The organism is Nocardia sp. JCM 34519.1 (assembly GCF_020361265.1).
Lineage (GTDB): Bacteria > Actinomycetota > Actinomycetes > Mycobacteriales > Mycobacteriaceae > Nocardia > Nocardia arthritidis_A.
On record NZ_JAIRBR010000004.1, the window covers coordinates 233,707 to 260,078 of the forward strand.

28 protein-coding genes and 2 tRNA genes are annotated in these 26,372 nt (G+C 65.4%); 16 read left to right on the top strand and 14 right to left on the bottom strand.

The annotated features are described in order from the left end of the window. Nucleotides 1-29 precede the first annotated feature (29 nt). The gene (gene pepN / locus LGY53_RS13090; RefSeq protein ID WP_225727213.1) at nucleotides 30-2,600 is read right to left on the bottom strand and encodes an aminopeptidase N; all 2,571 of its coding nucleotides are present in this window, start codon (nucleotides 2,598-2,600) and stop codon (nucleotides 30-32) included. A gap of 209 nt (nucleotides 2,601-2,809) precedes the next feature. Here pepN and LGY53_RS13095 point away from each other — a divergent pair, with 209 nt between their 5' ends. After that, nucleotides 2,810-3,661 carry a phosphoribosylaminoimidazolesuccinocarboxamide synthase gene (locus tag LGY53_RS13095; protein WP_225726952.1) on the top strand — a complete coding sequence of 284 codons (852 nt, stop codon included), beginning with the start codon at nucleotides 2,810-2,812 and terminating at the stop codon, nucleotides 3,659-3,661. Nucleotides 3,662-3,753: 92 nt separating this feature from the next. Here LGY53_RS13095 and LGY53_RS13100 read toward each other — a convergent pair whose 3' ends face one another. The 4 genes from LGY53_RS13100 to LGY53_RS13115 all read right to left on the bottom strand — a co-directional run bounded on the left by LGY53_RS13100 (nucleotide 3,754) and on the right by LGY53_RS13115 (nucleotide 5,877). Further along, nucleotides 3,754-4,260, bottom strand: a complete 507-nt coding sequence (locus LGY53_RS13100) for an NUDIX domain-containing protein (protein WP_225726953.1) — start codon at nucleotides 4,258-4,260, stop codon at nucleotides 3,754-3,756. A gap of 58 nt (nucleotides 4,261-4,318) precedes the next feature. Beyond that, nucleotides 4,319-4,708, bottom strand: coding sequence for a hypothetical protein (locus LGY53_RS13105; RefSeq protein WP_225726954.1), 390 nt, complete (start codon nucleotides 4,706-4,708; stop codon nucleotides 4,319-4,321). 307 nt (nucleotides 4,709-5,015) lie between these two features. Beyond that, the gene (locus LGY53_RS13110) at nucleotides 5,016-5,294 is read right to left on the bottom strand and encodes a hypothetical protein (protein WP_225726955.1); all 279 of its coding nucleotides are present in this window, start codon (nucleotides 5,292-5,294) and stop codon (nucleotides 5,016-5,018) included. A 67-nt stretch (nucleotides 5,295-5,361) separates the two neighbouring features. Beyond that, complete coding sequence (locus LGY53_RS13115) at nucleotides 5,362-5,877, bottom strand: hypothetical protein (RefSeq protein ID WP_225726956.1); 516 nt, start codon at nucleotides 5,875-5,877, stop codon at nucleotides 5,362-5,364. A 578-nt stretch (nucleotides 5,878-6,455) separates the two neighbouring features. Between LGY53_RS13115 and LGY53_RS13120 the strand changes: the two genes are divergently transcribed. Together LGY53_RS13120 and LGY53_RS13125 are read left to right on the top strand one after the other, a co-directional pair. After that, the gene (locus tag LGY53_RS13120; RefSeq protein WP_225726957.1) at nucleotides 6,456-6,704 is read left to right on the top strand and encodes a hypothetical protein; all 249 of its coding nucleotides are present in this window, start codon (nucleotides 6,456-6,458) and stop codon (nucleotides 6,702-6,704) included. A gap of 168 nt (nucleotides 6,705-6,872) precedes the next feature. Next, nucleotides 6,873-7,634, top strand: coding sequence for a hypothetical protein (locus tag LGY53_RS13125; RefSeq protein ID WP_225726958.1), 762 nt, complete (start codon nucleotides 6,873-6,875; stop codon nucleotides 7,632-7,634). A 139-nt stretch (nucleotides 7,635-7,773) separates the two neighbouring features. On the opposite strand, the gene LGY53_RS13130 is transcribed toward LGY53_RS13125, so the two are convergent. Continuing rightward, the gene (locus LGY53_RS13130; protein WP_225726959.1) at nucleotides 7,774-8,082 is read right to left on the bottom strand and encodes a hypothetical protein; all 309 of its coding nucleotides are present in this window, start codon (nucleotides 8,080-8,082) and stop codon (nucleotides 7,774-7,776) included. A gap of 89 nt (nucleotides 8,083-8,171) precedes the next feature. On the opposite strand from LGY53_RS13130, the gene LGY53_RS13135 reads away from it, so the two are divergent. After that, complete coding sequence (locus LGY53_RS13135) at nucleotides 8,172-8,621, top strand: PPOX class F420-dependent oxidoreductase (protein WP_225726960.1); 450 nt, start codon at nucleotides 8,172-8,174, stop codon at nucleotides 8,619-8,621. Between the two features lie 311 nt (nucleotides 8,622-8,932). Beyond that, the gene (locus LGY53_RS13140) at nucleotides 8,933-9,115 is read left to right on the top strand and encodes a DUF1918 domain-containing protein (RefSeq protein WP_225727214.1); all 183 of its coding nucleotides are present in this window, start codon (nucleotides 8,933-8,935) and stop codon (nucleotides 9,113-9,115) included. Nucleotides 9,116-9,481: 366 nt separating this feature from the next. On the opposite strand, the gene LGY53_RS13145 is transcribed toward LGY53_RS13140, so the two are convergent. After that, complete coding sequence (locus LGY53_RS13145) at nucleotides 9,482-9,637, bottom strand: hypothetical protein (protein WP_225726961.1); 156 nt, start codon at nucleotides 9,635-9,637, stop codon at nucleotides 9,482-9,484. A 575-nt stretch (nucleotides 9,638-10,212) separates the two neighbouring features. Between LGY53_RS13145 and LGY53_RS13150 the strand changes: the two genes are divergently transcribed. From LGY53_RS13150 to LGY53_RS13165, 4 genes are all read left to right on the top strand, one after another. Beyond that, the gene (locus LGY53_RS13150) at nucleotides 10,213-10,605 is read left to right on the top strand and encodes a hypothetical protein (RefSeq protein ID WP_225726962.1); all 393 of its coding nucleotides are present in this window, start codon (nucleotides 10,213-10,215) and stop codon (nucleotides 10,603-10,605) included. Nucleotides 10,606-10,892: 287 nt separating this feature from the next. Beyond that, nucleotides 10,893-11,432 carry a hypothetical protein gene (locus LGY53_RS13155; protein ID WP_225726963.1) on the top strand — a complete coding sequence of 180 codons (540 nt, stop codon included), beginning with the start codon at nucleotides 10,893-10,895 and terminating at the stop codon, nucleotides 11,430-11,432. Nucleotides 11,433-11,592: 160 nt separating this feature from the next. Then, nucleotides 11,593-12,264, top strand: a complete 672-nt coding sequence (locus LGY53_RS13160) for a hypothetical protein (RefSeq protein ID WP_225726964.1) — start codon at nucleotides 11,593-11,595, stop codon at nucleotides 12,262-12,264. 371 nt (nucleotides 12,265-12,635) lie between these two features. After that, complete coding sequence (locus LGY53_RS13165; RefSeq protein WP_225726965.1) at nucleotides 12,636-13,103, top strand: hypothetical protein; 468 nt, start codon at nucleotides 12,636-12,638, stop codon at nucleotides 13,101-13,103. A gap of 174 nt (nucleotides 13,104-13,277) precedes the next feature. Here LGY53_RS13165 and LGY53_RS13170 read toward each other — a convergent pair whose 3' ends face one another. Next, complete coding sequence (locus tag LGY53_RS13170; RefSeq protein WP_225726966.1) at nucleotides 13,278-14,249, bottom strand: threo-3-hydroxy-L-aspartate ammonia-lyase; 972 nt, start codon at nucleotides 14,247-14,249, stop codon at nucleotides 13,278-13,280. Nucleotides 14,250-14,317: 68 nt separating this feature from the next. On the opposite strand from LGY53_RS13170, the gene LGY53_RS13175 reads away from it, so the two are divergent. After that, nucleotides 14,318-14,956 (top strand): LysE family translocator, encoded by a 639-nt coding sequence (locus tag LGY53_RS13175; RefSeq protein ID WP_225726967.1) that lies wholly within the window; start codon nucleotides 14,318-14,320, stop codon nucleotides 14,954-14,956. A gap of 54 nt (nucleotides 14,957-15,010) precedes the next feature. Here LGY53_RS13175 and LGY53_RS13180 read toward each other — a convergent pair whose 3' ends face one another. From LGY53_RS13180 to LGY53_RS13190, 3 genes are all read right to left on the bottom strand, one after another. Then, complete coding sequence (locus LGY53_RS13180) at nucleotides 15,011-16,222, bottom strand: RNA polymerase sigma factor (RefSeq protein WP_225726968.1); 1,212 nt, start codon at nucleotides 16,220-16,222, stop codon at nucleotides 15,011-15,013. Between the two features lie 21 nt (nucleotides 16,223-16,243). Next, nucleotides 16,244-16,645 (bottom strand): YciI family protein, encoded by a 402-nt coding sequence (locus LGY53_RS13185; protein WP_225726969.1) that lies wholly within the window; start codon nucleotides 16,643-16,645, stop codon nucleotides 16,244-16,246. Between the two features lie 84 nt (nucleotides 16,646-16,729). Continuing rightward, a complete protein-coding gene (locus tag LGY53_RS13190) occupies nucleotides 16,730-17,962 on the bottom strand; it encodes an NAD(P)/FAD-dependent oxidoreductase (RefSeq protein WP_225726970.1) in 1,233 nt (410 codons plus the stop codon). Nucleotides 17,963-18,149: 187 nt separating this feature from the next. Here LGY53_RS13190 and LGY53_RS13195 point away from each other — a divergent pair, with 187 nt between their 5' ends. After that, nucleotides 18,150-18,785, top strand: a complete 636-nt coding sequence (locus LGY53_RS13195; protein WP_225726971.1) for a DsbA family protein — start codon at nucleotides 18,150-18,152, stop codon at nucleotides 18,783-18,785. A gap of 9 nt (nucleotides 18,786-18,794) precedes the next feature. On the opposite strand, the gene LGY53_RS13200 is transcribed toward LGY53_RS13195, so the two are convergent. Next, entirely contained in the window at nucleotides 18,795-19,784 is a 990-nt protein-coding gene (locus LGY53_RS13200; protein ID WP_225726972.1) for a M48 family metallopeptidase, read from the bottom strand. Nucleotides 19,785-19,925: 141 nt separating this feature from the next. Here LGY53_RS13200 and LGY53_RS13205 point away from each other — a divergent pair, with 141 nt between their 5' ends. Both LGY53_RS13205 and LGY53_RS13210 read left to right on the top strand, forming a co-directional pair. After that, the gene (locus LGY53_RS13205) at nucleotides 19,926-20,399 is read left to right on the top strand and encodes a ribose-5-phosphate isomerase (RefSeq protein WP_167473176.1); all 474 of its coding nucleotides are present in this window, start codon (nucleotides 19,926-19,928) and stop codon (nucleotides 20,397-20,399) included. A gap of 47 nt (nucleotides 20,400-20,446) precedes the next feature. Continuing rightward, nucleotides 20,447-21,259 carry an Fpg/Nei family DNA glycosylase gene (locus LGY53_RS13210; RefSeq protein ID WP_225726973.1) on the top strand — a complete coding sequence of 271 codons (813 nt, stop codon included), beginning with the start codon at nucleotides 20,447-20,449 and terminating at the stop codon, nucleotides 21,257-21,259. Here LGY53_RS13210 and LGY53_RS13215 read toward each other — a convergent pair. Then, the gene (locus tag LGY53_RS13215; RefSeq protein ID WP_225726974.1) at nucleotides 21,247-22,302 is read right to left on the bottom strand and encodes a cytochrome P450; all 1,056 of its coding nucleotides are present in this window, start codon (nucleotides 22,300-22,302) and stop codon (nucleotides 21,247-21,249) included. The two genes, LGY53_RS13210 and LGY53_RS13215, sit on opposite strands and share 13 nt — an antisense overlap. A gap of 383 nt (nucleotides 22,303-22,685) precedes the next feature. On the opposite strand from LGY53_RS13215, the gene LGY53_RS13220 reads away from it, so the two are divergent. Beyond that, nucleotides 22,686-23,897, top strand: a complete 1,212-nt coding sequence (locus tag LGY53_RS13220) for a cytochrome P450 (protein ID WP_225726975.1) — start codon at nucleotides 22,686-22,688, stop codon at nucleotides 23,895-23,897. A 48-nt stretch (nucleotides 23,898-23,945) separates the two neighbouring features. Here the strand turns inward: LGY53_RS13220 and LGY53_RS13225 are convergent, their stop codons facing one another. Continuing rightward, nucleotides 23,946-24,902 (bottom strand): GGDEF domain-containing protein, encoded by a 957-nt coding sequence (locus tag LGY53_RS13225; protein ID WP_225726976.1) that lies wholly within the window; start codon nucleotides 24,900-24,902, stop codon nucleotides 23,946-23,948. Nucleotides 24,903-25,655: 753 nt separating this feature from the next. On the opposite strand from LGY53_RS13225, the gene LGY53_RS13230 reads away from it, so the two are divergent. Then, nucleotides 25,656-25,729 (top strand) — tRNA-Gly (locus tag LGY53_RS13230). Nucleotides 25,730-25,773: 44 nt separating this feature from the next. Next, a tRNA-Pro gene (locus LGY53_RS13235) sits at nucleotides 25,774-25,847 on the top strand. The last annotated feature ends 525 nt before the right edge of the window (nucleotides 25,848-26,372 follow it).

Genomic DNA, 26,372 nt, shown 5'->3' on the forward strand with positions numbered 1-26,372 from the left:
GCCGGGGGAACGGGATTACAGAGTTACCTCTACTCCTTGTCGAAAGCCCGTGCGCGCAGCGAGCGTTCGATGCCCGCCTTACCCTCGGACACCAACCGGAGCAGGGCGGGCGGATGGTTGTCGGCGAGGAACTTATCGGCCACCGCGACCGCCTCCTCGCTGATCGCCCAGCTCGGGTAGAGGCCGACCACCACGGTCTGCGCGACCTCGCTGGATCGGCGCTCCCACACGCCGGCGATATCGGCGAAGTAGCGTTCGACGAACGGCGCGAGCAGTTCGCCCTGACCGACCGGCGAGAAGCCGGCGACGATCGCGCGGATGGTGATATTCGGGACGGCGTCGTCGAACATCGCGGTCTGCCAGGCCTGTTCCTTCACCGCGGCGATCGGTCGCGAGGCACCGGCGGTGGCCGCCTGCCGTTTGCCTGCCGCGGTCGGATCCTTGGCCAATTCCGCGTCGATGAACGGATGGTCCACCCCGTCGGAGTCGATTTCGCCCGCCGCGGCCAACGCGGTCACGATCCGCCAGCGCAGATCGGTATCGACGGCGAGCCCCGCGAGCCCGACCTCGGCCGGGTCGGCGTCGAGCAACTTGCGCAGTACCTCGATGTGCGGCCCGGACAGTTTGGTCGCCAGCAGCCCGTTGACGAAGGCCAGCTGGTGATCCGAACCGGGCGCGGCGGCGCGGGACAGCTCCAGCAGCCGGTCGGCGTAGCCGGTCCAACCGGAGGCGGCGAGCCATTCGGGATCGGCGTACGCGGCGAGTGCGGTGTTGGCCTGCATCAGCAGCCGTTGCACCACGCCGACCTCGGTTTCCGCGCCGATGCCGCGCTGCACCAGCGCGACGAAATCGCGGGCCCGCATCTCGGCCTGCCGCGTCATCTCCCACGCGGCCGACCAGGCCAGGGTGCGCGGGAGCGGTTCGGCGATATCGCCGATCCGGTTGATCAGCACGTTCAGCGAATCCGGGTCGAGGCGGACCGAGCAGTAGGTGAGGTCGTCGTCGTTGACCAGCACGAATTTCCCGCGCGGCACGCCGACCAGCTCCGGCACCTCGGTGCGTTCGACGGCGTCCAGATCGAGCTCGACGCGCTTGGTGCGCACCAGCTTTCCGTCCTGGTCGTCGTAGACGCCGATGGCGAGGCGATGCACCCGGCGCTCACCGGCGCCCGGCGCGGCGCCCTCCTGCACCACGGCGAACGAGGTGAATTCGCCCGCCTCGTTCACGGTGAAGTCGGGGCGCAGGATGTTCAGACCCGTCGTCTTCAACCACTGTGCGCCCCAGGTGGAAAGGTCACGGCCGGAAGCCTTTTCGAGCGCGCCGAGCAGATCGTCGAAAGTGGCGTTGGCATAGGCGTGTTCGGTGAAGTACTGGCGCAGGCCGGTCAGGAACGGCTCCAAACCCACATAGGCCACAAGCTGTTTCAGCACGCTTGCGCCCTTGGCGTAGGTGATGCCGTCGAAGTTCACCTCCACCGCGGCCAGATCGGGAATGTCGGCGGCGATGGGGTGGGTGGACGGCAGCTGGTCCTGCCGGTACGCCCACGACTTCTCCGCATTCGCGAAAGTGGTCCAGGCGCTGGTGTATTCGGTCGCCTCCGACTGGCACAGCACCGAGGCGAAGGTGGCGAACGATTCGTTCAGCCACAGGTCGTCCCACCACTTCATGGTGACCAGGTCGCCGAACCACATGTGCGCCATCTCGTGCAGCACGGTCTCGGCGCGGCGTTCATAGGAGGCGCGAGTCACCTTGGAGCGAAAGACGTAGTCCTCCAAGAAGGTTACCGCGCCCGCATTCTCCATCGCGCCGGCGTTGAACTCCGGCACGAACAGCTGGTCGTACTTGCCGAAGGCGTACGGCACACCGAAACTCTTGTGGTAGAAGCCGAAACCCTGCTTGGTCTCGGTGAACAGGCGCTCGGCGTCCATGTACTCGGAAAGCGAAGCGCGGCAGTAGATTCCGAGTGGGATGGTGCCGTGCTCATCGGTGTATTCATCGGTCCATCGAGCGTACGGCCCGGCGATCAGGGCGACCAGGTAGGTCGACATCCGCGGCGTGGTCGCGAAGACGTGCTTACCTGGAACCGGTTGGGTCGCAGCGCTGTTCGAGATCACCTGCCAGTCGGACGGTGCGGTGACCGTGATATCGAAGGTGGCCTTGAGATCCGGCTGGTCGAAGCACGCGAACATCCTTTTGGCGTCGGCGGTTTCGAACTGCGAATACAGGTAGACGGCCTGGTCGGTGGGATCGACGAAGCGGTGCAGGCCCTCGCCGGTGTGCGAGTATTCGCAATCGGCCTCCACCACCAGTTCGTTGTGCTCGGCCAGGCCGGTGAGCGCGATGCCCTTGGCCTCGTCATAGTCGCCGATCTCGATGGGGGTGCCGTTCAGCACGGCCGAGCGCACACCGCGCGCGACGATATCGACGAATGTGCTCGCGCCCGGTGTCGCGGTGAACGTCACCGTGCTGCGGGAAAAGAAGGTCTGCTCGCCCGGCTTGCCGGCCCCGTCGGTGAGGTCGAGGTCGATGCGATAGTTCTCGACCCGCACTGTCGCGGCGCGTTCGATCGCCTGGTCGCGAGTCAGATTCGGTGCGGACAATTGGGCTCCTTCGTTGTCGAAGAACTGAGCACGGGCGGCACTCACGATGCCACCTCGGCGTGGTCGCCCGCGCGGGGTTTTCCTCGCTCAACCCTAGTCACTGCCCGCCGGTTGCCGCGGCGGAGTTACGGGCGTCATTGCGCGTACCGCCGGTGACCCGGCACGGTGGGCTCGGCGGTATTGTGCGGGTTGCCGGGAAGAGCCGAGGAATGTGGAGGTCTGCGTTGAAGCATGTGCACGCCGGGAAGGTGCGTGACCTGTACGAGGACGGTGACAGCCTGCTGCTCGTCGCCTCCGATCGGGTCTCGGTGTACGACGTGACGCTACCGACGCCGATTCCGGACAAGGGTGCGCTGCTGACCCAGCTGTCCAACTGGTGGTTCGACTTCTTCACCGATGTGCCCAATCACGTGCTGTCGGCCACCGATGTGCCCGCCGAATTCGCCGGCCGCGCCATCCGCTGCAAGCCGCTGAAGATGGTGCAGGTGGAATGCATCGCCCGTGGCTACCTCGTCGGACTCGGGCTGAAGGAATATCAGCGCACCGGTGCGGTTTCGGGTGTGCAGCTGCCGCCGGGACTGGTCGAGGGCGACAAGCTGCCCGAGCCGATCTTCACGCCCACCACCAAGGCGTCCGAGGGACACGACGAGTTCATCACCTTCGACGACGTGGTGGCCCAGGAGGGGCGCGAGGTCGCCGAACTGCTGCGCGAGCGCACGCTCGACATCTATTCGCGGGGTGCGGCGCACGCGGCGCAGCGCGGTGTGATCATCGCCGATACCAAACTCGAATTCGGTTGGGACGGTGACGTTCTCACCCTCGGAGACGAGGTGCTCACCTCCGATTCGTCGCGCTTCTGGCCCGCCGACGAATGGCAGCCCGGTCGCACGCAGCGATCCTTCGACAAGCAGTTCGTCCGCGACTGGGCCACCTCCACCGGCTGGAATCAGGAACCGCCCGGGCCGGAAATCCCGGGCGATGTCGTCGAGGCCACCCGTAAGCGGTACGTTCAGGCGTACGAGTTGATCACGGGCCGTGCCTGGACCGGCGTGCCCGCCTGAGACCGTTCCTGGGTAGCGTTCGGCGCTGGAATAGCCAGGGTTGCGGATTGGCCGACGCCGGAAGGTCAACCGCTGTGCGGGAATTGGCGATCTCAGTCGCGTTTCACCGCACCGGCGGTGCGCCGATTCGCGATCAACTCGGCGAGCCGGTCGAGCAGCGGTCGCTGACCGGCCCCGAGCTTGTCGGCGGCGGTGGCCAAATCGAACCAGCCCGCGCGGTCGATCTCCGGAAACTCCGCCAGCTTGCCCGATTTCGGCGGCCATTCCATCTCGAACGTTCCCGGCACGATGGCGTCCGCATCGAGGTCGCCCTCGATCGCCCAGGCGGACAACTGTTTTCGGCTTTTGCCGCTGCCGTACGTCACATCGCCGAGCGCAACCCATTCGCCATCCGGCACCGGCAGCCCCAACTCCTCGGTGAACTCGCGCGCCGCCGCCACCCGTGGCTCCTCTGTCGCGGGGTCGTACTCGCCCTTCGGCAGCGACCACGCGCCGCCGTCCTTCTTCGCCCAGAACGGCCCACCCATATGCCCGAGCAGTACCTCGGTGGTATCGGTCATCCGGAACAACAGAATCCCCGCACTGAATTTGGCCACCATGAGTTGGCAGTTTGCCTTATCGGGCGGACGACCGGATAACCCGGTGATGGGGGAGCGGCTACTCTCCTCGCCAAGGCAAGCCGTAGAACGCGAATACGGCCTTACCCTGCTCCAACACGCTCACGACCATCTCGGCCGGCGCCGGAGCGAAGATGTCCACCACCTCGAGCTCCGCACCTCGCCGATCACGGTCGAGAACGTATGCCCGCCGACCATTCTCGAACTGCCGCAACATGCCCGACGGCCACACATCCGGCCGAGCGCCCTGACAGCACAACAGCCGTCCCCGCTCCTCCAGATACTCGCGGACAGCGACCAGACAGCTCAGGTGGTCGTCATCACCCGACCCGAACACGCCATGACCCACCAACTCCACCCGCGCCACCGACGGCTCACCCAAACGAAGCACGACCGGCCAGAGCACGCCCGCGGAATCAACCGCCGTCAAGTTCACAACCTCCGACATTCCCCTCCCATCATCGCCGAGGATGCTACGCACGCCGATCGACGACCGGTCGTCGCCCCGAAGCCCCTCCCCGCAGGACTGATCTCACCGGCGACGATCTCGAACGTCGCATAATCGGCGATACCGGGCATTGAAAGCCCCTGTTGCATAATGGATCTGAACGGTTGGGGTCTGTCCGTCGAACTGTGTAACTCGATAGTCGGCAGGTGCGCGCGTTGGAAGTCCTTGTCGCGCAACCGATTCTGATGGTTTACCAATGCCCGCGCAGCGGCAGTAACGTGTCGAGCTCTCAACTCGCTGCGGGACGCTGGTGGCCGCATTCGAGTTCGGTACCGGACTGATCGCGGACTGTGACCTCGTGGCTGGAGGCCGGCCAGACCGTGACGCCCTTGTCATGCCACACCACATCGAAGTCCGCGCCGAGGTTTGCCCGTTCCACGAAGTCGCTTTCGTCGTACTCTATGGTGAACGAATCTCCGGGGCGCAGCCAGTAATCCTGGGCCCAAGGCTCGATCCAGACAATGAACGGCTTGTCGGAGCCCGAATTGGTGAACCTGATCTTCGGCATGGCCGCAGCTTATGACGACGGCGTCGGCGGGCGAATCCGATTCGCCCGCCGCCTCGCCCGTGCTCTACTACGCGTAAATGGTGAGAGTGCCCTTGGTTGTCGCGCTTGTCAGGCCAGGGCAGGATTCCGATTCCTTCTTCGTCAGAGTGTCCTTGTCTATGGCGGTGTCGCCCGCGAAGTCATTTCCGTCCCCGATGATGAGCGTGAACTCGCCGGTGCCATCACCTTTGAACTTGCTCTGCTTCGACGCCTTCTGCTCGAACGTGGTGGCTGACCCGTCCGACCAAGTCATTTCCCCGCTGCCCTTGTGGCTCTCGACATCGACATCGTCGCACGACGCGAATTCGGTGCCCTCCGCGACGGATATCTTCGGATACACCTTGGGTGTGGATCCGTCCGGCAGCCGGCAGTTGTCGTAGTGTTTGTTGTTCTCCCACCTGACCGTGGCCTTGGTGTCGGTGATCCCGGCATTGAGCCAGGTGACGATGCCGGTCTCGTCGCACGTCATGACAACGGTGTCGGGCTTGGCCGCCGCGGGCGCCACCCCCACCGGCGCACCGAACGAGACGGCCCCGGCCAGCACGCAAGCGACAATCACGCCGCTGGGTTTGCGACACCGGCCCGAGAACGTTTCACCCGCACGGTTTCTGACCCGACCAACTCGCACTGATTCTTCCCCTGTTCCTCAGATCGAATGTTCAGTTTCGGTTCTCTGCATGGCCGAAGCGGCGGATCGGGACGATAACCATCCCAGAGTTGCCTAGACCCCTCGCTATTCGTTTCCACGGATCATTCCGGATGGGACGGTCGGTGCCGTAACCGTGCCGCTGGCGACGGCCGTGTCACCGCTCAGCGTGTATGGAGTCCTTCGCCTCTACGCTCAGCTCACACCGACCGCCACCAGACCAGCCACATCCGCTCGTAGGCACTATCAGAGGTTCGCGAAATCGACTGGCGGACAACGGCTACGGCTCGCCCAAATCTCCGGAACGCGGCGTTTTCGTGCATTCGGTCCCCGGGCCGGACGGCTCATGGAAGCCTTTATGTCGCGGTCATGCGTTGAGAGACAAGGGTTTTGACATGGACGAGCCGAGTCGCCAGTTGCTCGCACGGCTATGGGTCGAACACCGGTCGGCCCCATTTCCGCCACGCTGCCGAGGCGTGGACATCGAAGATGTGGAGCTGGTACTGGTCGATGCGGATATCGCGGGCTGCGTCTCGGTGGCGCTTTCGGGGGCGCTGGACGATTGGCGTCGCCGAGTCCTGAGCGAATGCATTGGTGAGCTGGACAGAATCATGCCCTACTTCGAAGACGAGTACGAGGCGGAATACTTCGGACGGTTGCGCGACATGGCCATGACGTTGTATTCACTCAACGAGGTTGAGATCGAAACCAAACCATCGCACTGACGTCGGCAGGTGCGCGCATTCCGCGGGATCGCCTGTCAGCCAACGGCTGTGGCTCATCTGAACGACCGGAACGCGGCGTTTTCGTGCATCCGCGCGGATCGCCGACCGCTGGTGGCGAGGTTGGGGGCACCCCGCCATCGCATAGGTCGATCGAGAAGAATGTCGGTGATGATCGAGCCGGAGAGGGATATCGAGACGATTTTCGATCCTCGGGGAACCGCGCTGGCACACTACGAGCCGGGGCGCCGTGGTGACCGGCTGTGGGCCGAGGATTTGCGCTGGGCCGATTCCGGGGATCGGAGCGCGGTGGCACCGATCCTGCGGGCGCTGTCGGGTTGGGGCGCGACCGCGGACGCCGACCTGGGCGCCGCGCTGTTGGATGCGGGCGCCCACCGTGTACGGCTTTTCCACACCTACACACGAGATTTGACCGGGATGGCGCCGACCGAGCCCGAGCTGCCGCCGGGGCTGCGACCTGTTCCCGCATCCGAGGTTGCGCCCGCCGCTCTGCAGGACGCATTCTCGGCCGCTTATCCGTCGACTCATCCCGACCATGATGTCGACGGGTTGCGGACACTCGCCGCGCTGTACGACGGCTCGCTCATGGGTCCACTGCTGCCGTGTAGCACCGTGGCATGGGATGGGCGACGTGCGGTCGCCGCGGTCCTCGTCCAGGACACCGGCGGTGAGCCGCCGCTGGAAGGCGCCTGGATCTCCGACGTCTTCCGCCGCCCCGGCCCCGATCTCGCCGGGCTCGGCGCGCTGCTGCTGCGGGTGGTCTCGGCCCGTGCGGCGTCGTCGGGCATTGCGGCGCTGGGGCTATCGGTAACCGACGGCAACCCGGCCCGCATCGTCTACGAGCGAATCGGTTTCCGCCACACCGCAAGCTGGATCGATCTGATTTTCCCGGCGTCGCAGCCGACCGCATGACATTCGAAACTTTGTCCGGTGCTGTCGACGAAGCGGTACACGTAAAGCCGTGTTCCGAGCCGCATTTCGGTGAAGTGATCCTCCAGGCGGACCCTTCCGCCGTCGATCGGCATCCGGCCGAGGCCTCGACGCACCTCGGCTACTGGTAGTCGGGCCAGGTCCACTCGGTGTTCGTCTTGGCGTGGGCCGCAACGGCGGAAACGCGCTCTGCGAGAAGGTCATCGAAAACGTCTGTCCACGAGCCGTTTCCGCCGATGATCACCGTATCGAGCGACTCGATCACCAGGTAGATCTCGGTATCGCCGCGCTGCTTGACCTCCACGTTGAAATCCCAACCACCTTGGAACTCCTCCGCCAACAGTTGCTCGACCGCGGCCTTAACCGACTGTGCTTCATGAAGATCGGCAAGTCCTATTACCGTTGCGTAGAGATCGCAGTTCGCAGACACAGGGTAAAACCTACCGTGAGACGTGGCGCGACGATCGGGTCTCCGAAATTCGGCATGAGCGCGTATTCGGGGTCGGGCAGGATGACGGTATGAGCGATGCGCTGGACGATGGGATTCGGGATTGGCTACGGCGGCCGTGGTTTTGGGTGATGGGAACGCTGAATCCGGACGGTGGGCCGCAGTTGACGCCGATGTGGGCAGGGCTGGAGACGATCGATGGAACGGAGTGGATCGTCGTCGATACGTCGCGAGGACGGATGAAAGAGCAGAATCTGCGCCGGGATCCGCGATTGTCACTGTGCTCGTTCAGCCCGGACAATCCTTATGATCGCGTCGAGATCCGTGGGCGTGCAGCGGGATTCGTGGAGGGAGCGCCCGCGTCGCGGATCATGGACCGGCTGGCGCAGAAGTATCTGGGCACCGAGACGTTCCCGTGGCCGGTCGACGGCGAGGTACGGGTGGCGGTGCTCATCAAGCCGGACTACGTGCATCGAACCATCGGCGTGGAGCCGTTCCGCCCCGGCGTACTGCCCGCCTGACCGGTGATGCGAACGGCCGTGCCGTTCACCGCCCGAGGATGTGATGACACGGCCTTCGTCCGCTGCCGGCGCAGGGTTCCGCGCCTCGGCAATACCGGGACGTACACGAAATCGGTTGGCAGCCAATGCGCACGGCGCACCGAACGCTCGATATGCGGCATTTCCGGACGTTTCTGCGCGGTGTCGAATCTGCTTGCCGCAGCGGCTGGCCGCTGTTCGGCAAGGCAGTCTGTTCGGTTTCGGGCAAATGACCCCTGTTGGCACCGCAGACTGGTGATGCCAGGCAACTGTTCGGAGAGAGGATTGGTTCGATGCGAGCAAACGTTGGAGACCAGATCTTGATCCATGGCCGCGCAACGGGCATACCGGAACAAACCGGCGAAATTGTCGAAGTCAGAGGAGAACAGGGCGAGCCGCCGTACGTGGTGCGATTCGCGAACGGGCATGAATCCCTGGTTTTCCCCGGCCCGGACTGTGAGCTCAGGCCCAGTTAGGGCGGTCTGAGAAGTACCAAGGTGGGCACTGTGGCGGGAGTCGGTTCAGCTGCCGCCACAGTCACCAGCTTCCGATCCGGAATGAGCACGCGCTCATCGGCAGTGCAGGGCGTTCGGTCGAACTCGAACCGACACCGCCACTTGATCTTCCGCCGCGTCGCGCTAGCTGGTTCGATCAGGGTGGTCAGCGGCATAAAGCGGATGTCCTTGGAGTGGGCCTCGCCGCAATCCGCTACAGCAAGGCCGGTTGTGTCAGCGGGTCACAGGTGGACGACGCCAACGATCTCGCCGATGCCGCCTTCGGGTTCTGAGTGAGGCACCCCATCGTCCGTCTGCTTCGTTGCTGTTCGGGCACAGCATCGCGGATTACCCGTCGGCGCTGCCGTTGCCCGAGATGATCGGGATGTCATCGATAATGTGGGACAGCTGATCATCCCCATCATTGACGGGCACATCCTTGCCACCGCCAGTGTCGGCGATCGTGGACTTGACGGGTGTCGGTTCTGGGTTCGGTGTGGTCATCACTTTCCTCACGGTGTCGGGATCAAGACAGCCCCGGTGTACTCGTCGCGGAGCTGTGAACGGACGCGACCCCAATTCTCATGCATCACCAGCGACCTCGCGGCCGTAACAGTGACATAGGCAGCGAGGACCCACACGTTGTCATCGGCAGAAGAGGGCGTTCAGCGGGCCGAGATGATCTCGGCCCGTTGATCTTCCACTCTATGCGCGAGCCGCTTCGAGCCGCCCGGAACGCGGCAATACCGGATGCTTGTGTCGAGTACAGCCAGCCGATTGAACGGTGCTAGGTCACCTAGCGGACACCGCGACGGCCCCGAGCTGCGGCGGGGCTGTTGATCTTCAGGTAGGTCGCGATGGCCACCGCGAGGGTAGATTCTCGCTTGGCTCGTAATCGACTGTGGCTGAGATCAATTCGCCTTGGCATACCGCCTGGGCGGTATGCCAGAGCGAGGATAATCGCTTGTGCGGCAGACTAATTCGGGCGAATCATCCCACTTCGAGACCGCATCGGGCGCACCATTGACGTGGGTGACCCACTTCTCACTATGACTCATCGCAAGTAAGGGAATCGAACAATGGCACTCCCGACATCGGCGGAGATCGCTCCCATCGTTGCCTGGACGGGGCAACACCAGGGCCAGACCGTTGATAGCAACCACAGTTTCGCCACCGTTCAATGTGACGACTCGAAGACCCTCTTCGTGAGTGGCCATCTCTTCAAGACCAACCTCCCCAACCAGCAGTTCCACGCGTACTACAAGCTGGACGGCGGCGCTCCCGTCTCGACGTCGAGCACCGTCACCTCCAGTGCGGACGGAACCGTGGACTTCGCCTTCTCCGTCGAAGGCATGGCCTCCGGCACTCACGCCGTGGGCATGGAAATCAACCACCTCCCCGACAACCTCACCTACTACATGGACACCAGCACCGCCTCGGGCGGCAAGGGCGTCCCCTTCACCTGCCCCTAGCCCCGACGCCCCCGGATGAGAGAATCCCCGGCCGACGGGGTCGGCCGGGGATTTCGTTGCTGCTCAACAGGAGTTGGCTACACCGACTTGTTGAACGCCGTGGCCTCGCAGCAGTGGCGGTGCACCGATGGGCTCGGTGTTGCCGGCGTCGGCAGGGCAGTGCAATCTCGATCCGCGCCTGTCCGTCCGATACTTGTCCACCTGTAACGACACAAATGTGTCGTCGATCACATTCTTATCCCCGCAGCTATCGAGCCGTGCCAGGAATCGAAGAAAGTGTACTTGCCATGAAAATCCTCAGGTCCGCAGCAACCCGCCTGCTGCCGCTGGCGCTACTGACGCTGGGCTCGGCTGCCCTGGTCCCAGCACATACCGCTTATGCGGCTGGTCCAGGGCCGTTGACGTGCAACGGGACAGAAAACGTCACGTTCGACCCGGCGGTCACCAGCACGACCCACGACGTGAAGATCACCATCGACGACCGCTACGGCCCGTGCCCGATCACGCCCGACCCCCAGCTCACCGGCGGCACCACCCACCTGGAGATCACACGCCCGCTGAGCTGCACCAGCGCTGTCCTGGTCCCGGCGGGCACCGAAACCGACAAGTGGAACAACGGGGCGCAGAGCAGCGTCGGCTTTACGAAAAGCGTCGTCACAGTATTGGCCAACGGGTCACACGTGGACGTCCACACCGGGACCGTCACCTCCGGGCTCGATGCCGGATTCACCGCCACCAAGACCGTCACCGACCCCGACTTCTCCCTCGCCTGCAACACCGTGGGCATGACAACCCTCAGCGGCGAGGTGACCATCGAGTTCACCTAGTCAGCGGCCCGTCCCTTCTGACTAGATCCGACCACCCCCGCTGATCGACGTGTGGGCCATTGAAGCATGGGTGGACCCCGTTGCGCCCTAACGACAGAGCTCGGTAATCGGCATTATGGGGTGCCCTGATAGTGATGTAACCCACAGCAAAACCTCAGCGATGGATGAGTACGAGGTGCGCACCTCCCACATGTCGGGGACGGAACAAGTTGTGCCCCACGGGCGCAGGAAGACAGGTGACATCATGCGCACCGCCACTCTCGGCCGGGTCCTCGCGGCCACCGTGCTCACGGTCGGCAGCGTGCTGGCCATTCCCGCTGTTTCGGGTTCATCGCCGGCGCCGTTGGTCGAGACCCAGCTGCCCACGCAGCTACCCGCGCTGTCCTGTGATGTGGGAGGACAAGCAGATCTTGTGCCTCCTAAAGCGCTGTACGCGGCGTCATACCGGCACTGCACCGTCCCCGGCGCCGTCCCCGGTAGCCCGCCCCAGTACAGTTCGTGGCTGGCCACGACGCCGGCCAGCATGACCGGTTGCAACCCGGCGGGACCGATAGTCCTCACCGGATCGGCGAACCTCTACTGGGTCAACCGCAACGACACCTTCGAGAACGGCACGGCCGACTACACCATCACCCTGAATCTGAATAATCCGAGCAACGGGGCGAATTTGGTCATCAACGTCAAGAAGGGGCCGTACGCGGGTTATTCGATCAACGCCATCGTTGCCCTCACGACGGACAGTCCGATGACGTGCCCCGATGGCACACAGTCGTTTGCCCGTGTCTTCATCGATGGTCCGCCCGATTCGGTCAACTTCTTCAAATCCTCCTGACCGGAGCCGATAAGTCACTGCCAGATGTGGCATTGCCGTACCCGGCGATGCCACATCCACGGCGCAGGCATTCCGACGGGCGGTTTCGCTACCTGATCGGCATACCGGATATCTCGAGCCCCAGCACATTTCGGCTCACCATCCGCGCGCAGCGGCATTTCTGTGCAGTGCTTCGTGGTGCTGCTTGGTTTACGTGAAGGTTATTTTCGATTGCGCCGAAGTACCAAAGGCGGTTGCACTTCCTATTGGGATAAATATTTGTTACTGCGCTGCAACCAGAACGCTCTCAAAAGCCAATGGTAAGCCGATCGCTACGCGGCTAGTGTTGATCTTCCAACAATAGGGTCGGGATACCACCGAAGAAGATTGTCATGAGCACCACCCGATACCGCGTCGCTGCCCTATTGAGCGCGGCCACCCTCACCACGGCCGCGATATCGGCCGCCCCCGCCTCCGCCCAAGCCGGCAGCGTTCACGGCTGCCCGAGTGGGTATGCCTGCATCTACCCCTCCCAAGCTGCCTACAACAACAACGCCCCCATCGATCGGGTGCTGCAGCCGACCACAATACCGAGGATGTATCACTCAGTAGCCATGCTGATCCCCGACGCCTTGGTCAACAACACCGATCCGTTCTGGACCTCGGAAGGCAAGTCCGTGGCGGATATCCCTGGTGTGTTGTGCACCGTCCAGGTCGACCTCAACGACGTGCAGGCACCGGACACGACCGAAGACCCTGCGGACGGCGCATCGGTCGACGTCATGCTATTCGGCCCGACGCGGGAGGATGTCAGCGGACTGGCCGGTGTCGTCACTTTGACGGGCGCAGCTTGCTCCTGATTCCGTCCATGTCCAAATCGGGCTCCGGTGCGCATCCGGATTCGAGCTTCCCGAAGGTGAGAGGGCCCGCGCTCCACGCATGCACATCGGCGTTTCCGTGCGTTCGCACGCCATGTCTTCGACCCAACCGTCTACGGGATTCTGTCGGGAGGTCGATTCGAGATAGCGGCGGCGCTAACTGGAAAGGGCACCGACCAACTGGGCGAATCGGGTGGTGTTGATATTGCCGCCGGAGATGACGATCCCGACGCGGGCGCCGGGGAGCGAGATCTGGCCTGCCAGTAGGGCGGCGACTCCGGCCACGCCGGTCGGTTCGGCGACGATTTTCATGGTGTTGAAGAGGAACGATATGGCTGTTGTCAGTTGGTCGTCGGTGACCAGTGCGATTTGATCCACTAATCTGCGATTGACGGCGAAGGTGAGTTCGCCCGGAGTTTCGTTGGCCTGCGCGTCGGCGATGGTGTGCGGGACCGGAATACGGATCCGATGACCGGCCTCCAGCGAACGCTTGGTGTCGTCGCCGTCGACGGGTTCGACGCCGATGATGCGGGCGCCCGGGGACAGCGCGGTCACGGCGGTGGCGCATCCGGCCATCAGCCCGCCGCCGCCGATGGGTGCGAGGAAGGCGTCCAGCGGTCCGGTCTCTTCGATGAGTTCGAGCGCCGCGGTGCCCTGTCCGGCCATCACCTGCGGGTGGTCGAATGGCGGAATCGGGGTTCGGCCGTGCTCGGCGGCCAGGGCTTCACCGATCGCGGTCCGGTCCTCGGTGTAGCGGTCGTATGTGACGATCTCGGCCCCATATTCCTTGGTGGCGGCCAACTTCGAGGCCGGGGCGTCGGCGGGCATCACGATGACCGCCGAGGTGCCGAGCAGCCGCGCGGACAGCGCGACCGCCTGCGCGTGGTTACCGGAGGACCAGGCCACCACACCGCGCGCGAGTTGTTCGGCGGTCAGCTGGGAGATCGCGTTGTATGCGCCGCGGAATTTGAACGCGCCGACGCGCTGGAAATTCTCGCACTTCAGAAACACTTCGGCCCCGACGCGCTCGTTCAGCACCCGGGAGGTGAGCACCGGTGTCCGGTGCGCGACCCCCGCCAACCGCCGCGCCGCCGCACGTACCTCATCAATGGTGAAACCGTCCGCCACACAAGGCATTCTGTCATCCGATGCGGCCCACCTGGTCGCGAAACGCTTCGCGTGGCTAACATTCTCTGATGGTGTCGGCTGATAGGTTGTTCGCGTTCGCGGCGATGTCGCTTGTGCTGCTGGCGATTCCGGGCCCGAGCGTATTGTTCCTGATCGGGCGCGCGCTCGCGCACGGGCGACGCACGGCGTTGGCGACGATTGTCGGCAGCGCGATCGGCGCCTACATATTGGTGATCGCCGTCGCCTTCGGTGTCGGCGCGATCGTCGAACGGTCGGTCATCGCGTTCACGGTGCTGAAATGGGCCGGTGCCGGATATCTGATCTATTTGGGGGCCAAGGCACTCCGGCAGGGTCGGTCGCTGCGGACCGCCATAGCCGGTGAGTCCGTCGCACATTCGGGGTTGCGGTCGATGTGGGAGGGCTTTGCCGTCGAGGTGGGCAATCCGAAAACCATCATGTTCTTCGTTGCGGTGCTGCCGCAGTTCGTCGATCGCGGCGCGGGGCATGCCGCTGTGCAAATGCTGGTGCTCGGGTTGGTTTTCACCCTCCTCGGCCTCTTGTCCGACAGTGTGTGGGGACTGGCGGCGTCGACGGCGCGGGACTGGTTCGGTCGTTCACCGCGCCGGCTGTCGATGGTCGGCGGCGTCGGTGGACTGACGATGATCGGCCTGGGTGTCGCCGTCGCCGCGTCCGGTCGCAACGATTGACCGAGCAAATATGCTGTGCCACAACGGCGGTCGGCCTACTCGAACAGGCGGGGTTCACAGCCGGCGCAACTGCGCGGCCCGGATGGTGAGGTAATCCCGCTCGGCAATGCTGGTGGTGCGTTCGGCGGCGGCGGTGTACGCGGCGATGGCCGCGTGGTAGTCGCCCGCCATTTCGTGCAGGTGGCCGCGCACCGCGGCCAGACGGTGATTGCTCGCGAGGTCGGCGGTGAGGGTGTCGGTGAGTTCGAGCCCCGCGGCGGGGCCGTGCACCATGGCGACCGCGACGGCGCGGTTCAGTGTCACCATCGGGTTCGGTGCCAGGCGCTCGATCATGTTGTACAGCACGAGGATTCGGTCCCAGTCGGTGTCCTCGGCGCGGGCGGCCTCCGCGTGCAGCGCGGCGATGGCGGCCTGAAGTTGGTAGGGGCCGGTCAGGCCCTGCGCCAGCGTGCCGGTGACGAGCCGGACGCCCTCGGTGATCAGCCCGCGGTCCCATAAGGTGCGGTTCTGTTCGGCGAGCGGGATGAGCTCGCCGTGCGGGCCGCTGCGCGCGGTGCGGCGGGCGTCGGTGAGCAGCATCAATGCGAGCAGGCCGGTGACCTCCGTATCGTCGGGCAGCAGCCGGTGCATGGCCCTGGTGAGCCGAATCGCCTCGCCGGACAGGTCGGTTCGGTGCAGGCCGGGTCCGGAGGTGGTGGTGTGGCCCTCGGTGAAGATGAGGTACAGCACGTGCAGCACCGCACCGAGCCGTTCCCGCCATTCGGCGTCGCCGGGCCGCGCGAACGGCCGCCGCAGCGTCGACAGTTTCTGTTTCGCGCGCGAAATACGTTGCGCCATGGTGGCTTCCGGTATCAGGAAGGCGCGGGCGATCTCGCCGGTCGTGAGCCCGCCGACGGCACGCAGGGTGAGCGCGATGGCGCCGGCCGGGGACAGCGCCGGATGGCAGCACAGGAAGAACATGTCCAGAGTGTCGTCGTGGTCGACGGCCGCGGCATCGGGCACGTCGCGTTCGAAAGCCGTTGTCTCCCTGCGTCGCCGGGCGATTTCGGCGCGCACCGCATCGGTCATCCGGCGCTGGGCGACCTGGATGAGCCAGCCGCGCGGATTGTCCGGCAACCCGTCCTTCGGCCACTGGGTCGCGGCCGCGAGCAGTGCCTCCTGCACCGCGTCCTCGGCGGCGCCGAAATCGCCGAAGCGGCGCACCAGCGTGCCGAGGACCTGCGGCGCGAGTTCGCGCAGCAGGTCCTCGATGGGCGAATCAATCACGGGCGCAAGAGGTTTCGCGCGTCAGTCCGATGTGGCCGGTACGTCGAGCACCGCACGCACCTCGATGTATTCGCCGATCGGCTTGCCGCCGGGGCCGGGCGCGGCGGACGCCTGCCCCGCGATCTCGTAGGCGCGCTGCGGCGAATCGACATCGACGATCCAGTATCCGGCCAGGAATTCCTTGGTCTCCGGGAACGGTCCGTCGGTGATCACCGGTGCGGACCGGCCGTCGGAGCTGACGATCCGCGCCTCGGCCGGGCCCGCAAGGCCCTGTGCGTCGACGAGTTCGCCGGATCGTCGAAGTTCCGCGCCCAGTGCCCGCTGAAAATCGATGTGCGCCTGAATATCCTCGGGCGCCCATTCGGATATCGGCGTATCGCAGAAGGCGGCGCCCGTGTAGGTCTTCAGCAGCATGTACTTCATGGCTCGAACTCCTATGTGTGGGGTGTGTTCACCAGGAGGTCGGTGCCCGCCCGCCGCATTCTACGGATTTCGATGTGACTCCGGTCACAGTGGGGTCGAGGTATCGGCGATCCGGTCCGGGTCGACCGGGTCGCCCGACAGGATGAGCTCCCTGATCCGGTCCCCGGCATCCCAGATGTTGACGTTCATCCCGGCCAGCACCCGATTCGCGCCGTCGAGCCAGAATGCGAGGAACTCCCGGGCCGCCTTGTCGCCGCGCACCACCACCCGCTCGTAATCGCCCGGCCCGGCGTAACCGGTGTACTCCATGCCGAGGTCGTACTGATCGGTGAAGAAATAGGGCAACCGGTCGTAGCTGCCCGGTTTGCCGAGCATGGTCGCCGCCGCGACGGCGGGCTGGTTGAGCGCATTCGCCCAGTGCTCCACCCGGATTCGCCGCCCGAGCACCGGATGCTGCTGCTCGGCGATATCGCCGACCGCGACGATATCCGGATCGCTCGTGGTGAGGCTCGCGTCGACGAGCACGCCGCCGTCCACCTCGAGCCCGGCCGCCCGCGCCAGGTCGATATTGGGTGCGGCGCCGATCGCGACCAGCACCGCATCCGCCTCGACGACACTCCCGTCGGCCAGCCGCACCCCGGTGGCGACGTCGGTGGCGATACCGTGCGTGGTGACGATCTCGGCGACCTGCGCGCCGAGCCGAAGATCGACACCGTGCGCCCGGTGCAGGTCCGCGAATACCGCGCCCATCTCCGGGCCGAGCGCGCCGAGCAGCGGCTGTTCGGCGGATTCCAGTATCGTCACCTCGACCTCGGCGGCCCTGGCCGCCGCCGCCACCTCCATACCGATCCACCCGGCCCCGATGATCGCCAAACGCCTTGCGCTGCGGAACAATTCGATCAGCGTGTCGGAATCCTCGATGGTGCGCAGGGTGTAGACGTTGGGCGCGTCCGCGCCGGGTATGCGCAGCGTGCGCGGCGCCGAACCGGTGGCCAGCGCGAGTTTGTCGTAGGACAGGGTCGACCCGTCGGGCAGCGTCACCGTCCTGGCGGTCCGATCGATCGCGGTGACGCTGGTGCCGAGGCGCAGATCGATGTGGTGATCGCGGTACCACTGCGGCGATTCGACGGTGAATTCGATAAGCGATTTCTTGCCGAGCAGATGTTCCTTGGACAGCGGAGGTCGCTCGTACGGGAGCTGGTCCTCGGCGGCGAGCAGCGTCACCGATCCGGCGAAATCGTTGGCGCGCAAGGCTTCCGCCAGTTTTGCCGCGGCCAGTCCGCCGCCGACGATGACGAAATGCTGTCCCGAGGTCATATCCGGCTCCCTGCTCGGTTCCAGTTACTCCTGTCCGGTCAACCCTACTGGCGCGGGGCGGTCGGGGCCGTCGGATCCGGACGAAAGTCGCGTCCGAAATGGGGAACGAATCGCCCGACGGCATGGTTGGTTCGGTATATGCGGTGGCGGGTTCACCGCTGCCCGCAACACGACCGAGAGGAAGCCCGTGAGTAACAAAGACCTCGCCGAATTCTGGTTCGATCCGCTGTGCCCGTGGTGTTGGATCACCTCGCGCTGGATTCTCGAGGTCGAGAAGGTGCGCGATATCGAGGCCAAATTCCACGTGATGAGCCTGTCGGTGCTCAACGAGAATCGCGAGGGCCTGCCCGAGCAGTACCAGGAGCTGCTGGCCACCGGCTGGGCGCCGGTCCGGGTCTGCATCGCCGCCGCGCAGCAGCACGGCGACAAGGTGCTGCTACCGCTGTACACCGCGATGGGCACCCGCATTCACAACCGTCGCGAGGAGTATCGGCGCGATTCCCGCAAGGAATCGCTGGCCGCCGTGATCGCCGACTCGCTCGCCGAGGTGGGCCTGCCCGCCGAACTGGCGAAGGCCGCCGACAGCACCGAGTACGACGAGGCGCTGCGCGCCAGCCACCACGCGGGTATGGACAAGGTGGGCCCCGATGTCGGCACCCCCACCATCCACATCAACGGCGTCGCGTTCTTCGGCCCGGTGCTCTCCCGGATCCCGCGCGGCGAGGAGGCGGGCAAGCTGTGGGACGCGTCGGTGACGCTGGCCAACTACCCGCACTTCTTCGAGCTGAAGCGGACCCGCACCGAGGATCCGGAATTCGACTGAATTCGCCCGCTACGGAACGGGTTTCGGCGGCAGCGCCGGAACCTCTCCGTACGGTTGATGATTCGGCGGGAACGGCGCGGGCGACGGTCGCAGGAACAGCTTGCCGTGCCTGCTGCGGTCGCGCAGCGCCGCCATCCGCCAGGTGAGCACCGGATGGCTGGCCATGGCATTGACCATCCAGACGAAGAAGCCCTTCTCCTGTACGGCCCGGTCGGCCATCTCGTCGAAGCCGACCAGGGTGTTCATATATTTGCCCGCGGCCAGCGTGCCCATCGCGGTGGGTGCGCCCCGGTGGCGATTGCAGTAGCCGTGATTGTCGGCGGTGTACTCCTGCGCGCGGCTGAGGCTGCTGCCGAGGATCGGCAAGAACGGGGCGAGGAACATGCCGAGCTGGCGCCAATAGGAGACGTGCCCCGCCGCGATATGCCCGACCTCGTGCCCGATGATGAACGCCAATGCGTCGGGTTCGCGTGCGGCGCCGCCGATTTCGAACAGATCGCTGTAGACGACGACATAGCGGCGGAAGCCGTGCCCGGAGGCGAACGCGTTGATCTGCCCGTTGCCGAGCACCACGTAGGCGTCCGGGACCTTGGCCATGCCGAAGCGCGCCGCGGCCTCCTGCACCATGCGGTAGCCCTCCGGGAACTGTGTCGGCGACATCTTCACGCCGTTCACCCGCTGCGCCGAATAGTTGATGCCGCGGCCGAACCACACCAGCACCGGCGCGAACACCAGCAGCAACACCAATTGATCGATGCTGCCGAAGATCAGCATCAGCACGGCGATCAGGTACGCGAACACCGTCAGCACGATGACCACCACCAGCAGCGGGATCTCCCAGCTGTGCCGGGCGGGCCTGCCCCACGGCGACAGGCCGCGCGGTTGCTGCTGGGGCGGCACACCCGGCGGCACGGGTCCGTACGGCGACTGGGCGTACGGGTTCGGATATGACAGTCCAGGCACGTTGTAGCTCATGTCCTGTGGTTGATGCGGCTGCATGCGATGCACTCTATTCAGTTGCTGGGAGCCGATTTCGCGGCGCTACGCGCGCAACCTCGGATTCGCGCGGTCGCCCGCCGGTGTTAATGGCGGCGTGTCCCGGCGGCCGGGCGGTTCGCGCGGCCTGACACAATGCAGCCCATGCGCGTATACCTTGGTGCCGACCATGCCGGTTTCGAACTGAAGAATCACGTCAAGGCTCATCTGGAGCAGGCGGGGCACGAGGTCGTCGACTGCGGCGCGCTCGAGTACGACGCCCAGGACGACTACCCGGCGTTCTGCATCGAGGCGGCCCGCCGCACCGTCGCGGACCCGGGCAGCCTCGGCCTGGTGTTCGGCGGCAGCGGCAACGGCGAGCAGATCGCCGCCAACAAGGTGCCCGGCGCCCGCTGCGCGCTGGCCTGGAGCGTGGAGACCGCGAAGCTGGCCCGCGAGCACAACAACGCCCAGCTGATCGGCATCGGCGGCCGCATGCATTCCACCGAGGAGGCGCTGGCCATCGTCGACGCGTTCGTCACCACCCCGTGGTCCGGTGAGGCGCGGCACCAGCGCCGCATCGACATCCTGGCCGAGTACGAGAAGACCGGTGTCGCACCCGAGGTTCCGGCGTACTGAAATCCATTGCTCGCGTAGGTAATCGCCCGAGAGGATAGCGACCTTCCATGCCTGAAGGGCATACCCTGCATCGTCTCGCCCGGCTGCATCAGCGTCAGCTGGCGGGTGGCGTCGTCCGGGTTTCCAGCCCGCAGGGGAAGTTCGCGGCCGGGGCGGCGCGGGTGGACGGGCACATATTGACGCGGGCCGAGGCGTGGGGCAAACACCTACTGCACCACTATGATTCGGGACTCGTCGTCCATGTGCACCTCGGGTTGTACGGGAAGTTCTACGATTCCGGGCTGCCGATGGGGGAGCCGGTCGGCCAGGTGCGGATGCGGATATTCGGTGTGCCCGACGGCAAACCGGGCTTCGGCACCGACCTGCGCGGCCCGACGGCATGCGAAATCCTGTTGCCGCCCGAGGTTTCCGCGCTCACCGAGCGGCTCGGCCCGGACCCGCTGCGCCGCGGCGCCGACCCGGACCGGGCCTGGCGGCGAATTCATCGCTCGCGCAAGCCGATCGGGGCCCTGCTGATGGATCAGCAGGTGGTGGCCGGAGTGGGCAATGTCTACCGGGCGGAACTGCTGTTCCGGCACCGTATTTCGCCGCACCGGCCGGGCACCGCGTTGAGTTCTGTTGAATGGCAGGCGATGTGGGCGGACCTCGTCGAGCTGATGAAGGTCGGGGTGCGGGTCGGCAAGATGGTGGTGGTGCGACCCGAGGACGATCACGGCGCACCCTCGTATGCGGCGGATCGTCCGCGCACCTACGTCTATCGGCGTGCGGGCGAACCGTGCCGTCTCTGCGGGACACCGGTCGCGCATGCGGTGATGGCGGCGCGAAACCTGTTCTGGTGCCTCGGGTGTCAGCCGGACTGACCGGCGCACACCCGCATGGTCGCGATCTCCAGCAGGCCGTCGAGTTCCACCCGTCCCATCGTTTGGCCCGGATCGACCGCGAGGCCGTCGCGTCGGGCGATATCGAGGATGCGCTCGGCCAGCGGCAGCACCATATGCCGCCCCCAGCAGCGCTCAGACGCGTGACCGAAGGGCAGGTAGCCGGGATGGGTTTCCGGGTCCAGCGCGTCCCAGCGTTGCGGGCGGAATTCCTCCGGCGCCTCCCACAGCCGTGGATCGCGCTGGCTGAGCAGGGTGAGCAGCAGGATGTCGTCGTCGGCGCCGATCCGGCTGTCGAGGGCGGCGAATTCACTTCCCCTGTTGCGCAACAGATTCCAGGACGGCGGTAGCAGCCGGAGCGTCTCCAGAAGGATATTGCGGTTGGACACCGCCGGGTCCAGTGGCGACGCCAGCCACAGCGCACCGGTGACCAGCGACGCCACCGTGAAACACACCGGCGCCGCGACCCGGCGATACAGGTACATCGAATATTGGCGGTCGCGGAAATTGTCGGCGTCGAAGACCTGCGCCGCCAGATTCGACAGCGGCCGCCGCACGCCGAGCCTGCCGATCAACGCCGCCCCCGAGGTGGTCACCGACCAGGTCAGCTTCGGCGTCAGCTCCAGTCTGCGGTCGACCAGTAGCCGGAAACGGAAATCCTCGCGCCCGAAGACCAGGTCGCGCACGTAGTCGTGGGCGCGCTGCGGCCATTTGCCGGTGAGGTCGGCATCGGCCTCCAAAGGGGTTTTCAGCGCGGCGCGCACGTCGGCGGTGACCGCCCGCATGAAGGTGACCGCATCCGCCCGGCCGACGAGCCGACCGCGAACGGGTTTGAAGGTCGGGCGTTCCGCGGCGCCGGCGGGTCGGGCGCTGAGCACGGCATCCATCAGATCCGCGCCGGCGATGCCGATGGTATCCGGCTCCAGGCGGAAAAGATCTTGTCCGAGATATTTCTCGAACAATTCCGCCAGTCGTGGCGCGAAGGTGACGGTCCGTGAATTTCGGGTCGTATGCGATGAAGGCATGGCGATTCCTCGCGAGGGTAAAGGTAATGCCCGCGCCCGGGAACGGCGCGCCGATCCCGGGCGCGGGTGTAATTCGGTCAGCGGGTTATATCCACCCGTACCACGCGAAAGTCTTCAGACTCTTACCCTGCTTCAGCCACCTGGCAATGCGAACAACCGCCATGACGCCACCTCCTGTTTCGAGTGTGTCCTGTTATCGAAGCGCCCGGATCTCGGGTGCAGATCAATGGTATGGAGTGCGCGCTCACCCGGCGGTCTTATCGGTGAATCTGACTTTTTGGTTATCCATTTCATACGGAAAAATTATGATCCGAGTTTAATGTTCGAGTAGCGGACTGTGTATGCGATCGAATCGCGATCGCAGGTATTGGCGAGGACCTATTGTGGATATCGAAACCACGAATCCGATCGAAACGCTCGACGACGACTTCTATGCCGATCCGCAGGCGCATTACCGGCGCTGGCGCGAGCGCGGGCCGGTCGTGCGATTCCATGCCCCCGAGGGGGTGGTGAGCTGGCTGATCCTGGGCCACGACGAGGCGCGCGCCGCGCTGCGTGACCCGCGACTGCGCAAGAATGTCGACGGCACGGCGGAGATTTTCCGCCGCCAATGCCCGGCGGCGCCCGAGAGCTCGTCCCTGCTGAACCTCGACAACCATATGGGCAACTGCGACCCGCCCGAGCACACCCGGCTGCGCAAACTCGTCAACAAGGCCTTCACGCCGCGGGCGGTCGCGGCGATGCGGCCGCATATCGAGGCGACGACGAACGCGTTGCTCGACGAGATCGCCGGATGCGACGAGGTGGATCTGCTCGCCGCGTTCGCGGTGCCGCTGCCGGTCCGGATGATCTGCGGAATACTCGGGGTGCCCCGGACCGACCTCGGCGAATTCCAGCGCTGGGCCAGGGAAATGTTCACCATCGCCGGTGAGCGGCGCAGAGCCGCGATCGAGGAGAAGCGCGGATATATCCGGGACCTGGTGCGGGCGAAGCGGGCACGGCCCGGTCCGGATCTGCTTTCCGCACTGGTGCACGCGCGGGAGGACAATGACCGGCTGACCGAAAAAGAGCTGGTCTCCATGGCGTTTCTGCTGCTGTTCGCCGGGCACGGGACCACCGCCGACTTCCTGACCACCGGATCGCTCACGCTGCTGCGCGACGAGACCCTACTGCGGACCGTGCGTGACGATCCATTCAAGCTGCCGGGCGTCATCGAGGAACTTCTCCGATTCGACGGCCCGATCCACCTCTCCGCCATCCGCTTCACCGCCGAACCCGTCCGGTTCGGCGATATCGAAATTCCGGCGGGCGAATTCGTCCACATCGCGCTTTCGGCCGCCAATCACGATCCGGCGTGCTTTTCCGACCCGGATCGGCTCGACATCACCCGGGATGCCGGGCGACATCTGGGGTTCGGGCACGGCGCCCATTTCTGTGCCGGTGCCAATCTGGCGCGGATGGAGGCCACGGTGGCGTTCTCCACGCTGCTGCGGCGCTTCCCGGATCTGCGGCTGGCGCGGCCCGCCGCCGAGCTCACCTGGCATCACGAATTCGGGTTCCCGACTCTCACCGAACTTCCGGTGCGGCTCGGGTAGCGGGCGTTCTGTCGCGCGCTCGCCGGGTGGGCGCGCGACAGACCCGCGTCAACCGGCGACGGCCGACTGGATCTCCGGCTCGTCGGAATCCGCCAGCGCGAACCGCCGCCCACCTGCCGTCTTCGCCGAATACATCGCCCGATCCGCCCTGCGCAGCAGATCCGTGAAATCGCATGCGCTTCCGGGCGGGCAGTATGCCGTGCCGACACTCGCCGACACCGGCACCGGACCCGCCGTCGACCACACCGGATCGCGCAGCGCGGAAACGATGCGGTGCGCGAGGTCGCCGAGGGTGTTGCGCCGCGGATTCACCGCGAGCACGAATTCGTCGCCGCCGTACCGGCAGATCACCGTATCGGGCGGGCACACCTCGCGCAGCCGGTTCGCCAGCTCGACGAGCACCTCGTCGCCGATGGCATGTCCGTAACCATCGTTGATCTGCTTGAACCGGTCCAGATCGATGAGCAGCAGCCCGACGCCGCGGGTCGGATCGGTCGCCATCAGGCGCACGCGGTCCTGCAGCAGCGTGCGGTTGGCCAGATCGGTGAGCGCGTCATGGGTGGCCTCGTGCCGCAGCCGATGCTGCAACGCCGCGATCTCCTGTACCCGCACCGACACCGCGGCCGAGATGTGCTGCTCCTGCTGTGCCAGCGCCCGCTCCTGCAAAGCCTGCGCATAGCTGTCGATGGCCTGGCTCGCGACGAACGGCCAGCGCGTCGCCACCAGCGAACCCGGCGCCCCGGACGGGAAGCCGAGCAGCCACCGGGTGGCCTGGGCGAGCATCCTGATCCGCTCGAACGGCGGCTCGGCCAACCGCGCCCCGAGCGCCCGCGCCTCCGGCACCGGGAAAGGTTCGGATCTGGCCAGTACAAGCAGCCGGTCGACGATTTCGATCAGTACCGGTTCCAACTGCTGGGGTGACGCGCCGGAACCCGGCTCCGCGCACACCGCGCGCGCCCAGGCACGGCACATCGCCGCTACCGGTGGCTCGATGTCGGTCGGCATCGAGATCACCCTGCGTGGGTGACGTTGGTACCCAGGTGCCCTGTGCCAACACAGGTGCCGGCGTCACCCCGATCGTTCCCACTGCTACGCGGTTGTGTCCACCTCGCTCGGCGCACGCTCACCGCCCCCTTTCCAGATACCCCCGTCCGGCAAAAAGGATCCTAGCAAGCCACTCGGCATCGAAAAACGCCGTTTCACAACGTGTTCTCGGTGCCTAGCGAATGGCGATCGGGTATGAGATCGCTGACGATCGCGAGGCGTTACACATCAATTCCGTTCGCTGAAAAATCGCCGCCACGCACGCTGAACCGAAGCGGTCCGCGGCGGCGTGCCCAGCGTCACCGACAGGCGACGCCCAGGTGGCCGCCGAGGCGTCCGAACATCGCGATAGCGAACCGGATAGCCGGTGGTAAGCGAGTTGGCGCGCCCACCGGGCAAATATGCGTAGACCCGCCGCGTGGCGACCCGAACCGGCCGGTACGGCACGGCCGCGACACGCGGATAGCGGATTCTTGTCATAGTCGGCCGTGTCGTCCGATTCGGGCGAATCCCGGGAGCGTCCGGCGCACAACCGCTCCCGCCCAGCGGATTCCGGCCATACCCGGGCGGACAACCTTGCCGCACACCGCATTTGCGCCGCAAACCAGCCGCCACACCACCGATGGGCGGGGCGATTGGCGTTCCGGGAGCCCCGTTGGGTACAGTCACACACGCACACGGCATCATGGCGATCCCAAAGATGTCGTATGCCCAGCGGGCGTAGTTCAATGGTAGAACCTCAGCCTTCCAAGCTGATGGTGCGGGTTCGATTCCCGTCGCCCGCTCCACTGGAAATTCTTCCTCGTCGGCAGAACACACGTCGCGAGGGCAACGGGGTGTAGCGCAGCTTGGTAGCGCATCCGCTTTGGGAGCGGAGGGTCGCAGGTTCAAATCCTGTCACCCCGACGGTTCCTCTCGTAGGTGAGGCGTGCTCACGGAGGGCGTTCGCCTGGGCTCGAGGAACCGAGTGTTTTGTGGGGGTGCAACCCCCACACCCCGCCCGGCGGGGCTTTGCCCCCCGGACCCCCCAAGGTTGGTGGTTGCGTTTGGTTGGGGTGGTTCTGTTTGTTGGGGGTTGGGTTCTTTTGCTTCTTGGTTGTGTTTGGTTGGGCGGTGTCGGCGCTCTTCCAGGAGTAGGCCACGCGTCCACGGCTCGGTGCAGGATTGGGTGCTGATCAGCTATCTCCATACCGGCGAGGGTGTTTCTGTCGATGGGGGCCTTCGTTGCTGGTTGCGGTTCGCTGGGTGCGGGTGCGGGTGGTGGGGGCTTTGGGCGGCTTTATTTCCTGGATCTGGTTTGTGCGACTAGTTCGGGATGATGTGGGTGGAGTTGGCGTACTCGATCCAGTTCGCGCGCGGTGAGCGGGTTCGGGTGCGGTGATGGGGTTTGTGCGTTTGGCTATTGCGGGTGGGGAGTTGGGGGTTGTGTGG